The sequence below is a fragment of the Streptomyces sp. LARHCF249 genome (assembly GCF_052871255.1).
Genome location: NZ_JBIXJQ010000002.1, coordinates 87656 through 100823, shown reverse-complemented (window position 1 = coordinate 100823; position 13168 = coordinate 87656). Strand labels below are relative to the sequence as shown.

The 13168-nt window shown below is 72.0% G+C and carries 13 protein-coding genes and 1 pseudogene; 6 read left to right on the top strand and 8 right to left on the bottom strand.

What is annotated here, in order from left to right:
• Positions 1–66: 66 nt before the first annotated feature.
• The gene (locus ACIPUC_RS05265; protein WP_446586870.1) at positions 67–672 is read left to right on the top strand and encodes an isochorismatase family protein; all 606 of its coding nucleotides are present in this window, start codon (positions 67–69) and stop codon (positions 670–672) included.
• Between the two features lie 16 nt (positions 673–688).
• On the opposite strand, the gene ACIPUC_RS05260 is transcribed toward ACIPUC_RS05265, so the two are convergent.
• On the bottom strand, positions 689–991 hold the full coding sequence (locus tag ACIPUC_RS05260; RefSeq protein WP_446586869.1) for a hypothetical protein: 303 nt from the start codon (positions 989–991) through the stop codon (positions 689–691).
• A gap of 112 nt (positions 992–1103) precedes the next feature.
• Positions 1104–3458 (bottom strand): immune inhibitor A domain-containing protein, encoded by a 2355-nt coding sequence (locus ACIPUC_RS05255; RefSeq protein ID WP_446587611.1) that lies wholly within the window; start codon positions 3456–3458, stop codon positions 1104–1106.
• A 472-nt stretch (positions 3459–3930) separates the two neighbouring features.
• Here ACIPUC_RS05255 and ACIPUC_RS05250 point away from each other — a divergent pair, with 472 nt between their 5' ends.
• The gene (locus ACIPUC_RS05250; RefSeq protein WP_446586868.1) at positions 3931–4254 is read left to right on the top strand and encodes a hypothetical protein; all 324 of its coding nucleotides are present in this window, start codon (positions 3931–3933) and stop codon (positions 4252–4254) included.
• A gap of 7 nt (positions 4255–4261) precedes the next feature.
• Here ACIPUC_RS05250 and ACIPUC_RS05245 read toward each other — a convergent pair.
• Positions 4262–4423: pseudogene (locus ACIPUC_RS05245) on the bottom strand (IS630 family transposase); the annotation flags it as partial.
• A 238-nt stretch (positions 4424–4661) separates the two neighbouring features.
• Between ACIPUC_RS05245 and ACIPUC_RS05240 the strand changes: the two are divergent.
• Together ACIPUC_RS05240 and ACIPUC_RS05235 are read left to right on the top strand one after the other, a co-directional pair.
• A complete protein-coding gene (locus ACIPUC_RS05240) occupies positions 4662–5540 on the top strand; it encodes an isocitrate lyase/PEP mutase family protein (RefSeq protein ID WP_446586867.1) in 879 nt (292 codons plus the stop codon).
• Complete coding sequence (locus ACIPUC_RS05235; protein ID WP_446586866.1) at positions 5537–5788, top strand: hypothetical protein; 252 nt, start codon at positions 5537–5539, stop codon at positions 5786–5788. Before ACIPUC_RS05240 ends, ACIPUC_RS05235 begins: the two co-directional genes overlap by 4 nt.
• 274 nt (positions 5789–6062) lie before the next feature.
• Here ACIPUC_RS05235 and ACIPUC_RS05230 read toward each other — a convergent pair whose 3' ends face one another.
• The 4 genes from ACIPUC_RS05230 to ACIPUC_RS05215 form a co-directional block, all read right to left on the bottom strand.
• Positions 6063–6737 carry a hypothetical protein gene (locus ACIPUC_RS05230; protein ID WP_446586865.1) on the bottom strand — a complete coding sequence of 225 codons (675 nt, stop codon included), beginning with the start codon at positions 6735–6737 and terminating at the stop codon, positions 6063–6065.
• Between the two features lie 25 nt (positions 6738–6762).
• Positions 6763–7029, bottom strand: coding sequence for a helix-turn-helix domain-containing protein (locus ACIPUC_RS05225; RefSeq protein WP_446586864.1), 267 nt, complete (start codon positions 7027–7029; stop codon positions 6763–6765).
• An 18-nt stretch (positions 7030–7047) separates the two neighbouring features.
• A complete protein-coding gene (locus tag ACIPUC_RS05220; RefSeq protein ID WP_446586863.1) occupies positions 7048–7782 on the bottom strand; it encodes an RDD family protein in 735 nt (244 codons plus the stop codon).
• A 77-nt stretch (positions 7783–7859) separates the two neighbouring features.
• Positions 7860–9329, bottom strand: coding sequence for an RDD family protein (locus ACIPUC_RS05215; protein ID WP_446587609.1), 1470 nt, complete (start codon positions 9327–9329; stop codon positions 7860–7862).
• A gap of 210 nt (positions 9330–9539) precedes the next feature.
• Here ACIPUC_RS05215 and ACIPUC_RS05210 point away from each other — a divergent pair, with 210 nt between their 5' ends.
• Positions 9540–10019 (top strand): SsgA family sporulation/cell division regulator, encoded by a 480-nt coding sequence (locus ACIPUC_RS05210; RefSeq protein WP_446586862.1) that lies wholly within the window; start codon positions 9540–9542, stop codon positions 10017–10019.
• Positions 10020–10092: 73 nt separating this feature from the next.
• Here ACIPUC_RS05210 and ACIPUC_RS05205 read toward each other — a convergent pair whose 3' ends face one another.
• Positions 10093–11475 (bottom strand): FAD-binding oxidoreductase, encoded by a 1383-nt coding sequence (locus ACIPUC_RS05205; protein WP_446586861.1) that lies wholly within the window; start codon positions 11473–11475, stop codon positions 10093–10095.
• Between the two features lie 96 nt (positions 11476–11571).
• On the opposite strand from ACIPUC_RS05205, the gene ACIPUC_RS05200 reads away from it, so the two are divergent.
• Positions 11572–13116, top strand: a complete 1545-nt coding sequence (locus ACIPUC_RS05200; protein ID WP_446586860.1) for a tetratricopeptide repeat protein — start codon at positions 11572–11574, stop codon at positions 13114–13116.
• Positions 13117–13168 lie beyond the last annotated feature (52 nt).

Genomic DNA, 13168 nt, shown 5'->3' with positions numbered 1-13168 from the left:
GGGTGGGGGAGAGAGCCCCGCAGGGCCCGCCGGCCGCATCATGGACACTGAGCCGAAGGACACGTCATGCACCGCGCACTGATCGTCGTCGATGTACAGAACGACTTCTGCGAGGGCGGCAGCCTCGCAGTGACCGGCGGAGCCGACGTCGCCGCCGCCGTCACCGAGCTCATCGGGCAGGCCACCCCCGGCTACCGGCACGTGGTCGCCACCCGGGACCACCACATCGACCCGGGCAGCCACTTCGCCCGCCCCCCGGCCGAGCCGGACTACGAGACCTCCTGGCCGGTCCACTGCGTCGCCGGAACCGAGGGCGTCGGCTTCCATCCGAACTTCGCCCCCGCCGTCGCGTCCGGCGCGGTCGCCGCCGTCTTCGACAAGGGCGCGCATGAGGCCGCGTACAGCGGGTTCGAGGGGACCGACGAGAACGGGACGGAGCTCGCCCGCTGGCTGCGGGACCGGCACGTCACCGAGGTGGACGTCGTCGGCATCGCCACCGACCACTGCGTCAGGGCCACCGCCCTCGACGCCGCCCGCGCCGGCTTCGCCACCCGCGTGCTGCTGGACCTGACGGCCGCCGTGGCCCCCCACACCACCGCCCGCGCCCTGGACGAGCTCCGGGCGGCCGGGGTCGTCCTCGTGGGCGCCCAGGCCCGCCCGGGCCCCGCCTAGGCCCTCCCGGACCCGCCTAGGTGCCCAGCAGAGCCCGGATCGGGTGCCAGAGCTCGTCCTCGATGTCGGGCGCGCAGCGCCAGAGCAGGCCGTCCGGGTGGTGCAGGACGGCCGTGACCTCGTCCGGGGTCGGCGGCTGCGCGTTGCCCCGCAGGTACACCGCCCGCATGCCGAGGTTCCGCAGCCTGGTCAGGGCGCGGGCCCGGTTCGCGGCGTGCACCAGAACGCGCACGTTCCCGCCCTCTCCCGAGGGCCTCGGCAGCGTGAGCGCGACCACCACGCTGCCGCCTGGCAATCTGACGAAACCTCCACCGGGCATGGCTGTCATCTCCCCCGTCAATAAGAAACTCGCACCACGCATCTAAACGCGATCGGCCGCCGCCCGCTAGAGGGCGACGGCCGATCATGCTTTGACCTGCGATTTTATCGAATTACTTCGAGGAGGGGCCGACCTCGACCGTCATGACGAGACCGTCGTAGGTCTCCTTGGCGATCTTGATCTTGGTGTTGGTGTCAGTGACCTTCACCGAGCCGGTCGGGTTCTCGTCGTAGTAGTACTTGCCCTTGCGGTCGTCGAAGACCAGCTGGGCGGGCTTCGGCTTCAGGAACAGCGACTCGCCGTTCTTGTGCAGCGTGAACGCGTCCGTGGAGTACGCGCTGAAGGCGGCGTCGTACGGCTGGATCTTGTTCCGCAGCAGGGTGCCGTCCGCCCACTTCATGGGCTTGGCGTTGGCGTCGATCGGCAGGATCAGACCCTGGCCCGGGTGCTGGCTGGTGTTGTTGTCCTTCTGGGAGGTGTCCCACTGCCAGATCAGCAGACCGTCCTGGTACGGGTAGTGCTCGACCCAGTCCGGACGGGTGGTGCCGAAGCCGAAGTTGTACGGGCCCACCTTGAGGGTGGAGTCGTACGAGACGTAGCGGCGGTTCTCGGCCAGGTAGTACTGCGCGTACTCCTTGGTGAAGCCCGCGCCGATGCGCGAGAAGCCCTTGCCGGTCCAGCCGTTGTCGCCGTTCTCGGCGCCGTCGGTGAACAGCGCGGCGCCGTCCGCGGTCAGGGTGACGGCATCGGCGGTGAAGCCCTTGCCGCCCGCGCCGCCGTCCGTCTGGTAGCGGAAGCGGAGGTCGATCTTCTTGCCCGCGTAGGCGTCGAGCGGGAAGTTCAGGTTCTGCCAGGCACCCGAGACACCGGTCAGCGACGGGCTGCCGGAGGCGTCGGCCGGGATGGCCGTGCCGTCGGCGGTACCCGCGAGGGCGGTCCAGTTGGCGCCGCCGTCGGTGGACACCTCGGTGTAGAGGTAGTCGTAGTCGGCCTCGATGTCCCACCAGCCCTTGAGGGACAGCGCGGCGGACGTCTTGCCCGTCAGGTCCACGGAGCGGGTGAGGGTGTTCTTGAGGTCGTCACCCATGTTGCTCCACCACTGCGAGGCGCCCTCGGCGGGAGCGACGACCTCGGTGGTGACCTGCTTCTTGGGCAGCTCGACGACCAGCGCCTGCTTGTCCTTGGTGTTGTACTCCGCCACGCCCAGCTTGTGGGTGGACTTCGTCGCGGCCTTGGCCGTGTCGTAGTTCAGCCAGCCCAGCTGGAGCTTGTCCCAGGCGGTCATGTCGCCCGGGAGGTCGCCTATGGAGTCCTTGCCGGTGCCGAGCCAGGAGCCGGCCGACATCAGGGACCAGAAGCCGACGGAGTTCTCGCCGCCGCCGGAGGTGTCGTAGAGGTCCGGCAGGCCCAGGTCGTGGCCGTACTCGTGCGCGAAGACGCCGAGGCCGCCGTTCTCCGGCTGCATCGTGTAGTCGCCGACCCAGATGCCGGTGTCACCGATCTGGGTGCCGCCGGCCTTGTTGTTGTCCGGGCCGGTCTTGCCCGCCGCGGTGCCGTAGGCGTACCAGCGGTGCGCCCACAGCGCGCTCGTGCCCTGCACGCCGCCGCCGGCCGACTCGTCCTCGCCCGCGTGGACGATCTGGAAGTGGTCGATGTAGCCGTCGGGCTCGTTGAAGTTGCCGTCGGTGTCGAAGTCGTAGCGGTCCCACTGGTCGTACTGGGCCAGCTGCGCCTTGATCTCGGCGTCGGTCTTGCCGGCCTTCTTCTGGGCCTCCGTCCACGCGGTGACGCCGTCCTTGACGGTGTCCCACACGTTGGCGCAGTTGGTCTGGCCGCAGTAGTTGGAGCCGTAACGGCCCTCGTTGTACGGGACCTTGACCCAGTCGGAGACCTCGCCCTCGACCGAGTAGCGGCCCGAGGAGGTCTTCTCGTAGTAGGTCTTCAGCGAGTGCTTGCCCTGGCCCGTACCGAAGTACAGCTCCTGGAAGTAGTCGCGGCTGAAGTCCTTGCGCCAGGCGGTGCTGTTGTCCTTGGTGCGGTCCGGCTCGGCGATCGTGTTGTGCGCCGGGCCGGGGGTGCCGCCGTACTTCGGGACGGCCGGCTTCGGGCCGGGGCCGTCCGGGTCGAACATGGTCGTGTTGTCGACCTGGTCGCCGAACTCGACGAGGATCGTGAAGATCTTGTCGGTCTTCTCGCGGCCGAGCTCGACGTACTTGCTCTCGTCGAGCTTGACGACCTTGGAGGCCCCGCGCTGCTCGACGTCCTTCTTGCCGGTCAGCACCTGCTCCAGGGCGGCCTTGCGCTGCTGCGCCTGCTGCTCGCTGAACGGGCCCTGGAGGTTGTGCTCGACCACCTTGGAAGGAGCGGTCGGGTCCTGGTGGTCGGCCGCGGGGGCGGTCGGGCCCCTGTCGTCGGCCTGGGCCGAGGCGACGGTGAAGAAGGTGGCGCTGCTCGCGCAGGCGGCCATGGTCACGGCGACGGCGGCGGTACGAAGCGCACGCCGTCTGGCGGAATTGCTGGTCACTTGATGTCGTTCCCCTCCCGCGGCCGCATGGACGGTCGGAACGGCTCCATAGGAGCGGGGGGTTCCGCGCGGCGCGCGTCTCAAGTGACGACATTTGACCGGAGAGTCGAAAGAAAAGACAGACCTTGACTTGTTCCTTACAACTGCACTATGCGGTCAGCCAGTTCCGCTATTCGGACGTTCCGCAGCCATATGGGGCGAAGGCCGCGTCACGACCGCTCGGCACGCGCCTCAGCCGGGCATTTCGGGCCGATGGCGGCGTGCGCGATGACCCCGTGCGCCCCCCGTGCTCCGGCACCGTGGGTTAGGTCACGCTTACTGGCGGTTCCGCTCGGGCATCCCCCGTCGTAGAGTCACTTGACGCGCGACCTAGTTGAGCCGACTCCCCCTCCCCTCACCGAGGACGGATATCGCCATGCCGCGTCCGACTGCCGCACAGCTCGCCTACGGGTCCGCCACCGTCGTCGTGTCGACGATCGCCATGCTGCTGCTCTCGCGGACGAGTTCGGGGTTCTGGATCGCGGCCATCTCCGCCGCCGCCCTCGCGCTCGGCCTGCTCGTCGCCGTCACCGCGCCGGTCCCGAGGCGCCGGGGCCGCCACGCGGCCCGCCGCGGCCCGGCAGCGGCCGCCCCGGCACCCGCGCCCGTCCCCGCGCAGCTCCCGCACGAGGACACGCCGACGGCCGCCCGGGTGGTCGAACCCCGGACGGCCGCTGCGGAACACCCCGTTCACCACTGACGGTCTGGTGACCTGAGTCAGAGATTCGGTGGCAGTAGGCGGCGGCTCTGCCGAGGATCTCGTCGGCTGTCTTCGTCCACACGAACGGCCGGGGCTGCTCGTTCCAGTCGGCCAGCCACGCCCGGAGGCCGCGTTCGAGGGCCTGGACGGAGCGGTGGACTCCGCGCTTCCCGGCCCGAGACGGGGCGAGTGGCAAGCGAGGGGCAGATGACGCTCGAAGGGACAAACCGGCCGGCAGCCAAGTGACGTTTCTGCGGTGAACGGGCTACGCCGTTGGCGTGAGGGCACCCGCGCAGGAACCATTCCCCCAGAAATGGTCAGGAAAAGATCTGTTTTGGGTAAAGCGCTGCCGTGTCACCGCCGCTATCCCACTTCCCTGTGAGCCGCGTCTTTGGAGAGGTCTGACCATGAGTTACGGAAACACGCTGCGGGAGGCGATCGCGAAGCCTGGCACCACACCCTTGATCGGCGTGTACGACATGTACTCGGCGTCCGTGGCGGCCCAGCACTACGACGGGATGTTCGTCTCAGGCTTCGGCTTCGCGGCCTCGTACTACGGGCTGCCCGACATCGGGTTCATCGCCTGGCCCGACATGATGGCCTTCGTCCAGCGCCTGCGCGGCGCCTTCCCGGGCCACCACCTCCTCGTCGACATCGACGACGGCTACGTCGACCCCGAGGTGGCCTGCTACGTCGTGGAGGGCCTGGAGCGGATCGGTGCCTCCGGCGTCATCCTCGAGGACCAGAAGCGTCCGCGGCGGTGCGGGCACGCGGACGGGAAACTGGTGCTGCCGCTGGCGGAGTACCTGGAGAAGCTGGAGATGGTGCTGGCGACCCGGCGGGACCTGGTCGTGGTTGCCCGAACCGACGCGACGGAAGAGGACGACATCTTGCGGCGGGCCGAGGCGCTGGCCGCCACGGACGCCGACGTCGTCCTGGTCGACGGGGTCCGCAGCGTGGAGTGGATCGAGCGGATCCGGAAGGTGGTCGGCGGAAAGCCGCTGCTGTTCAACCAGATCGCCGGCGGCAAGTCGCCACGCCTGTCCCTGGGCGAGTTGACCGACCTCGGCGTCGACGTCGCGATCTACAGCACCCCGTGCCTCTTCGCCGCGCACAAGGCCATGGACACCGCCCTGGCCGAGCTCCGGCGCGCTGACGGACGCCTGCCCGCCGCCGAAGACGGGGGAGAGATCGGCGTGGCCGAGTCCACCCGGCTGGTGGCGAAGAACATCACCCGCCACCGCACCCTCCCCGCTGCCCGGGAGAACACGAGCGTGCACGTGTGACCAGCGCACGAGTGCGAGCCTGCGCCTTCCTCGTCTTGACCGGCCTCGGCGGCAGCGCGGTCCCCGCGGCTGCGAGCGACAGCCTGATCACCGTCATCGACAACTCCCACGCCGACTCCGTCCTGGAAATCGACCGAACTGCCAACATCCAGAGCGGTAGCGGGACCGCCGGCAGCGACCACGACGGCAGCGCCGCCGGCATGCTCGCCACACTCGTCCAAGCCCTCCACTCCGAAACCCGAGACTGAGCCACACACGTCACCGGCAGGCACGGCCGAGGCCACGTCCGCGGGGGCTCCCGGCCACCCTGAGGTATCCGGAGTTCCCGGGACCGGCCAACTACCGAATCGGCCCCACGACGAGGGACCACCCCTTCCCTCACATGTCCGGTATCCCTCAGCGCGCTTGGCCTTCGCCAGCCTCGCTGGTCTCCGCACTGGGCGGAGCTCCAGCGGGCTCTGCTGCGGCAGGAGACCCTCGCGGGGGGCTCGGCGGCGGAGAGGGGGCCTGGTAGGCCGCCCGCTACTTCCAGGTGAGGGGCTTGCCGTCACTCAGGTTGTTGTAGGGCTTGCCCCAGTACTGGGCGCCGGCCACCTTCGTCTGCGCGGACGGGGCCAGCGCGATCGCGCAGCCGTTCTGCGTCTGGCCGTTGGTGAAGCCCTTCGGCAGCGAATCGCCCTTGCACTTCTCGAACTTGCCGATGACCGAGACGCCCTGGGCCTCGCTGCCGTCCGGGAGCAGGCCCTTGATGTGGCCCACGGTGGAGAACGACAGGTCCGTGGTGCCGACGTTCTTGACCGTGTAGCGGACGTAGTAGGGGATCATCCCCTTCACCTTGTCGCCGAGGTTGAGCGGCTCCAGGTCGGCGGGGTTGCCCTGCTCGATGGTGGTGACCGTCAGGTCGATGGTGCCGCCCTTGTTGTTGCCGTAGTCGAACGGGACCGTGGCGGTCTCTCCGAGCTTGAAGGCCTGGCCGGACTTCGCCGTGCCCGCCGCCCCGGCGGGGGCCTCGCCGCCGCCGGTCGAGGGGCTGGCCGCCGCGCTGGGACTGGCCGGGGCGCCGCCCGGAGCGGAGGAGGTCGGCTGGGCCGGGGACAGCTCCTCGTTGCCGTTCTTGCATCCGGTCAGGGCCATGGTGCCGGCGACCGCGACAGCGACCGCGGCCAGGGTGCTCTTGCGCATGCTGATGGTGCTCACTCTTCTACTCCCCCATGACTGTGCATCAACAATGTGACGCCTGTGCACTCTTGATAAGGGATGAATAAGTGCGCGATCCAGCGCAGAGGCCTTCGGCGACAGTCCTGTGACATGCCCAAGACAGCCGCGGAACAGTCGATACCCGTTTGCCGCAGTCAGGCGCACAGTCGCAGGCCCCGCTGGTCGGACGACAAACGGACGTCACGGACCTCAGCCCGTCCAGGCCGTGCTCCAGGAAACGGCGCCGCCAGGCGCGGACCGTGTCCGGAGCGATCCGCAGGCGACGCGACACCTCCCTGAAAGAGACGGACTAGGGGGTGGACTGGACGACCACCGTCCTGGCCACCTTGTCGTGGAGGCCCTGCTTGTACGGCTTGTCCACGAGGATCGAGATCACGATCGCGATCGGCCACAGGCAGAAGCAGCAGATCAGCGTCGGCAGCCAGAGCATGGCGGCGCGGGCGAGGGCCGGGCTGGACTGCGGGACGCTGCCGTCGTTGAGCATCGCGACGCGCAGGCCCATCGCCTTCTTGCCGATCGTCTGGCCGTTCTTCTTGGTGAACCACCAGTCGTAGCCGAGGTACGCGACGATCGAGATCAGCGTCATGATCAGGCCGCTGCCGCTGTAGGACCGCGTGATGACCTCGCTGATGTCCTCGCCCTCGTTCGTCTCGACCATGTACCGCTTGGTGCCGAAGGCCAGTTGGATGAGGAACAGCGGCACGGCGACGATGATCACGTCGATGATGCGGGCGGCGAGCCGCTTGCCGAAGTCGGCGAGCGGGGGCATCCCCGCGAGCGGATCGGGCATGCCGTAGCCGCCGCCCCCGCCGTAGGGGTCGCCGCCGCCTCCGTACGGGGGCGGCGGCGGGGGCGTGTATCCGCCGCCGCCGGTGCCGCCGGGGGGCGGTGGGCCGGGGGGCGGTGAGCCCGGGGGCGGCGAGCCGTACGGCGAACCGCCCGACGGAGGCGTCGGTTCCTGGGGCTTCTTGAGGAACGGGTCGTCCTCGGGCCGTTCGCCCGGCGGCGGCTGATCGGTACTCATGGCCCGAGTCGAACCCGGCACCGTCAACCCCGCAACGTGACGGCATCCATCCGGGGGACGGGCCCGTCACGGGCGGCTCAGCGGGCCACGTACGTACCGGCCCCTTTGTCGTGCCAGGCCCGGCGGCGCGGGCGGTCCACGAGGCACCAGAGGCTGCCGACGGGGCCGAGGAGGGCGAACACCAGCCAGCGGCGCAGGGCCGCGCCGACGGTGGGCGGGCGCAGGGTGCCGGCGGCCAGCACCCGCACGCCGAGCAGCTTCTTGCCCGGGGTGCGGCCCCAACGGGCGGTGGGCAGGGCCTCGTAGAAGACGCCGAAGAGCAGGACCGCGCCGAGGACCAGGCCGATGTGGCCGGCGACGGTCCCGTCGAGCAGCCAGACGGTGGTGGTGCGGCCGCTCGTGCGGGCGGCGTCCACCTTGGCCTGGAGGTGCGCGGTGGCGGCGGGGAGCAGGGGCGCGGCGGCGGCCGCCGCGACCGCCGCGAACACCAGGGAGTCCACGGCACGGGCCACGGCCCGTCGGACCAGCCCGGCGGGCCGCACGGCCCGCTCGGCCATCCGCTCGAACACCTCACGCGGCGTCCCGGCACGTTCCCGGTGGGGGGCGGGTGCCTCGGCGTCGCCTGCTCGGCGGGGCGCCGGGGTCTCGGCGGCGCGTCGGGGCGCCGGGGTCTCGGCGGCGGCCTCGTGGCGGGGGGCCCGGGCCTCGGCTGCGTCCTCCCGGCGCGGCGTCCACGCCTCGACGGCGGCCTCGTGCCGGGGCGCCCGGGCCTCGGGGCGGGGTTCCGCCGGGGCCGACGGCCTGGTGGCCGGGACGGACGGGCGGGCGCCCGCGGGCCGGGGCGGCCAGGGCTCGGACCGGACCGCGGCGGGCGGGGGCTCCGCGGCGGCGGGCGGCGCCTCGGGCCAGGAGGACGTCAGGCCCGACCCTCTGGACCCTGCGGACGCCCCGGGCGCATCGGGCCATGCCGGGGTCGGAGCCGGGGCGGGGGCCGCGGCCGCGGCTGCCGGGGAGCGGGCCGACAGGATCCCGGCCGCGGCGGACGGCGTACGGGCGAGGGAGATCCCGGCGGCCGGGGCCCGGGCCGGAAGCGGGGCCACCCGCTCCCGCTCCGGCTCCGGCACCGGTTCCCGCTCGGGCTCGGGCTCGGGCTCCGACGGGCTGCCCCACGACACCCGGTGGTCGCGCGGCCCGCCGAAGCCGGCCTGGTGGGCGGGGTCGGCCTGCCACACCGCCTGCTCGGCGGGCCGCTCGGCCACCGCCGCCGTCGCCGAGGTCTGGTCCAGGAACACCGGCCCCGTCTCCTCCACGGGAACGGGGGCCGGCGCAGGTGCCGGCGCAGGTGCCGGGGCAGGGGCAGGGGCAGGTGCCGGGGCAGGGCGGCTCGTACCCGGAACCCAGGCGGCACCGTTCCAGTACCGGACGTACCCGGGGATGGACGGATCGGGGTAGTAGCCCTCGCGGGCCGCGTGCTCGCCGTCACCAGGGGAGGCCGTCAATGTCCCCAACTCCGATCGTGGCTTGAGGCATGTGCAGGGCAGGACCATAGCCAAGAACCGCCCCCCGACAGGTCCGGTAACGGGAGATTGCAAACCTTCGGGCGAACCCCGGGCCATGCGGCTGTTTCCGGTCACCCGACAGAAATCGGCCAAGCTTCGATTCCCCGCCCGAAGTCGCGTCATACCCGGGCACACCGGAGCTCTCTTTGGGTGTGGGGCGCGATCCGCCCCCGCGCACCGAACCGAAGCGAGGCCGCCATGCACCACCCCGTCATCGAGCGCGAGCTGGAACTCAAGCTGGTCCTGTCCCCCGAGCGCAGCGTCCCCGTACCCGCCCGGCTCCTCTACCTCACGGACGACCCGTACGCCGTCCACATCACCTTCCACACCGGCTCCAGCGCCCCCGTCAACTGGACCTTCGCCCGCGAGCTGCTGGTCGAGGGGGTGTTCCGCCCGTGCGGCCACGGCGACGTCCGGATCTGGCCCACCAAGATCGACAACAAGGCCGTGCTCTGCATGGCGCTCAGCTCGCCCGACGGCGACGCCCTGCTGGAGGCCCCGGCCGCCTCCGTGTCGGCCTGGCTGGAGCGCACCCTGCGCATCGTGCCGCCCGGCACCGAGGCCGAGCGGCTCGGCCTGGACGACGCGCTGGCCGAGCTGCTCACCCCGACCCCGGCCGACGAGCTGTGGCTGCGCGACCCCTGGCCCTCGGACGAGTCCGCCGACGGGGACCTGTGATGCCGGCCGAAGGACGGCCGCGGGAACGGCCGGGGGAAACGGACGCGGGAACGGCCGGGGCATCAGCCGGGGGTCAGAAGAGCTTGCCGGGATTCAGCAGGCCCAGCGGGTCGAAGGCGGCCTTGATCGCCCGCTGCATCTCCAGCCCCACCGGACCGAGTTCGCGGGCCAGCCATTCCTTCTTCAGCACGCCCACCCCGTGCTCGCCGGTGATGGTCCCGCCGAGCGAGAGCCCCAGCGCCATGATCTCGCCGAAGGACTCGCGGGCCCGCCGCGTCTCGTCCTCGTCGGCGGGGTCGAAACAGACGATCGGGTGGGTGTTGCCGTCGCCCGCGTGCGCACAGACCCCGATGAGCAGGTCGTGCGTACGGGCGATCTCGGCCGTGCCGTCCAGCATCTCGGCGAGCCGCGAGCGCGGTACGCACACGTCGTCGATCATCGTGGCGGGCCGCAGCGCCTCCAGCCCGGGGAAGGCCATCCGGCGGGCCTGGAGCAGCAGTTCCGACTCCGCCACGTCCTCGGCGGGCACGACCGCGGTGGCCCCGGCGGCCGTGCACAGCTGCCCCACGGCCGCGAGGTCCTCGGGCGCGTGCGGGGTGTCGAACGCGGCGAGCAGCAGGGCCTCGGTGGCCTCCGGCAGGCCCATCCTGCCGAGCGCGTTGACGGCCCGGACGGTCGTACGGTCCATCAGCTCCAGCAGCGAGGGGGTCAGGCCGGCCTCCATGACGGCGCAGACGGCTTCGCAGGCGGCCGCGACGGAGGGGAACTCCGCCGCCATCGCGAGCTGCCGGGGCGGCGCCGGCCGCAGCGCGAGCACGGCCCGGACGACGACGCCGAGGCTGCCCTCGGAGCCCACGAAGAGCCGGGTGAGGTCGTATCCGGCGACGCCCTTGGCGGTGCGCCGGCCCGTGCTCAGCAGCCGCCCGTCGGCCAGGACCACGTCGAGGCCCAGCACGTACTCGGCGGTGACCCCGTACTTGACGCAGCACAGCCCGCCGGAGGCGGTGCCGATGTTGCCGCCGATGGTGCACTGCTCCCAGCTGGAGGGGTCGGGCGGGTAGTACAGGCCCTGCTCGGCGACGGCCCGCGAGAGCACGGCGTTGACCACGCCCGGTTCGACGACGGCGATCCGGTCGACGGCGGAGATCTCCAGGATCCGGTCCATCTTGACGAGTGACAGCACGATGCAGCCGTCGGAGGCGTTGGCCCCGCCCGACAGGCCCGTACGGGCGCCCTGCGGCACCACGGGGATCCGTAGGGCGGTGGCGGTGCGCATCACGTGCTGGACCTGTTCGACGCTCCGGGGCAGGACGACGGCCGCGGGGGTGCCCGCGGCGCAGAAGCTGGCCATGTCGGTGGCGTAGGAGGCGGTCACCTGGGGGTCGGTGAGGAGCGCCTCGGCGGGGAGCCCTGCCAGCAGGCTCGTTCGAAGACGTGCGAAGAGATCGTCATCCATGGGACCAGCGTGACAGCGGGGGCCATCGGTGTGAACACGGCCGCGACCGGCTTCGGGCACCTCGGAGAGCTCTTCATATTGACGCACAGTGAGCCCATGGACCGTATCGACCGTATCGACGAGGAAGCGCAGACCCCGGCGCCGCCCGTGACCTTCACCGGCCGCAAGACGCTCGTGGCGGCCGCGGTCGCGGTGGTCCTGATCGCGGGGGCCCTGCTGATCCGGCCGGCCCGGACCGGGGACGACGCCCGCCCGCCGGGGCCGAGCGAACGGGCCGCGGCGGCGGTCGGGATGGGCGCGCCCGCGGCGGCGGTGGACCTGACGGCGCTGGTCGCCGACCGGGAGAAGTGGCTGGCGAAGCACGCGGACGACGACGCCTCGTGGGCGGTCCTGGGCGCCGCCTACCTGGAGCAGGCGCGGCGCTCGGCGGACCCGGCCTGGTTCCCGAAGGCGGAGAAGGCGCTGAAGAAGTCCCTGGAGGTACGCCCGGCCGAGAAGGGCAATTTCGACGCGATGACGGGCATGGGCACCCTCGCCAATGCCCGGCGGGATTTCGGGACCGGCAAGAAGTGGGGCGAGCTGGTACGGGCTCAGTCGCCGCGGCGGTGGACGGCGTACCCGGTGCTCGTGGACGCGTACACCGGCCTGGGCGACTACAAGGCCGCGCAGGCGGCGATGGAGCGGCTGCTGGAGCTGCGGCCGGGCCTGGTGGCGTACATCAGGGCCTCGCAGGTCTACCGGGACCGCGGCTGGCGCGAGGACGCGGTCGTGGCGATGGAGCACGCGTCGGCCGCGGCCAAGGGCCCGGCGGAGAAGGCGTACGCGCTGTTCCGGCTCGGGGAGCTGTCCTGGGAGCGGGGCGAGCCGGGCGAGGCGCTGCGGCTGTACGAGGGCGCGCTGCGGACGGATCCGGCGCAGGCGGAGGCGCTGGGCGGCCGGGCCCGGGCGCTGGCCGCGCTGGGGCGCGGCGGGGAGGCGGTGCGGGACTACCGGATGGCGCTGGGGCGCACTCCGCTGCCCCGGCTGGCGCTGGAACTGGGCGAGCTGCTGGACTCGCTGGGCCGGGAGCAGGAGGCGCGCGTCCCGTACGGCATGCTGGACGCGCTGGCGGTGCGGGACGGCTCGAGCGGGGTCGACGACGACGTGGTGCTGGGCCTGTACGAGGCGGACCACGGCGATCCGGCGGCGGCGGTGCGGCGGCTGTCGGAGGAGTGGTCGCGGCACAAGAGCGTGCAGGTCGCGGATGCGCTGGGCTGGGCGCTGCACAAGGCGGGCGATGACTCGGCGGCGCTGGAGTACGCGGAGAAGGCGACCGAACTTGGGCTGCGCAGCGCGGAGTTCGCGTACCACCGGGCGATGATCGAGCGCGGGCTGGGGGACGAGGCGGCGACGCGGCGCCACCTCCAGGAGGCGATGCGCACGAACCCGCACTTCTCGCCGCTGCGGGCGCCGCTGGCGAAGGAGGCCCTGGCGACGATCGGCCAGCCGCCGGCGGGCGGCCCGGAGCACATGCAGCCGGCCACGCCCTGGGTGGCCCCGGAGCTGCCGAAGGCGGCCAAGCCCAAGCCGAAGCCCGCGGAGCGGCCGAAGCCGTCCCCGTCTCCGACCCCGACCCCGACCCCGACCCCGTCGTCCCGCTGAGCCGATTCCGCCCCGCCGGCGTGTGAGCCGCGGGCCCGGGCACGGCGAAGCC

Excerpts from the sequence above, each read along its gene's own strand:
- ACIPUC_RS05215 (WP_446587609.1), bottom strand. The coding sequence starts at position 9,329 with ATGGTCCTGCCCTGCACATGCCTCAAGCCACGATCGGAGTTGGGGACA.
- ACIPUC_RS05260 (WP_446586869.1), bottom strand. The coding sequence starts at position 991 with ATGCCCGGTGGAGGTTTCGTCAGATTGCCAGGCGGCAGCGTGGTGGTC.
- ACIPUC_RS05220 (WP_446586863.1), bottom strand. The coding sequence starts at position 7,782 with ATGAGTACCGATCAGCCGCCGCCGGGCGAACGGCCCGAGGACGACCCG.
- ACIPUC_RS05210 (WP_446586862.1), top strand. The coding sequence starts at position 9,540 with ATGCACCACCCCGTCATCGAGCGCGAGCTGGAACTCAAGCTGGTCCTG.
- ACIPUC_RS05205 (WP_446586861.1), bottom strand. The coding sequence starts at position 11,475 with ATGGATGACGATCTCTTCGCACGTCTTCGAACGAGCCTGCTGGCAGGG.
- ACIPUC_RS05250 (WP_446586868.1), top strand. The coding sequence starts at position 3,931 with ATGCCGCGTCCGACTGCCGCACAGCTCGCCTACGGGTCCGCCACCGTC.
- ACIPUC_RS05240 (WP_446586867.1), top strand. The coding sequence starts at position 4,662 with ATGAGTTACGGAAACACGCTGCGGGAGGCGATCGCGAAGCCTGGCACC.
- ACIPUC_RS05265 (WP_446586870.1), top strand. The coding sequence starts at position 67 with ATGCACCGCGCACTGATCGTCGTCGATGTACAGAACGACTTCTGCGAG.
- ACIPUC_RS05255 (WP_446587611.1), bottom strand. The coding sequence starts at position 3,458 with ATGGCCGCCTGCGCGAGCAGCGCCACCTTCTTCACCGTCGCCTCGGCC.
- ACIPUC_RS05200 (WP_446586860.1), top strand. The coding sequence starts at position 11,572 with ATGGACCGTATCGACCGTATCGACGAGGAAGCGCAGACCCCGGCGCCG.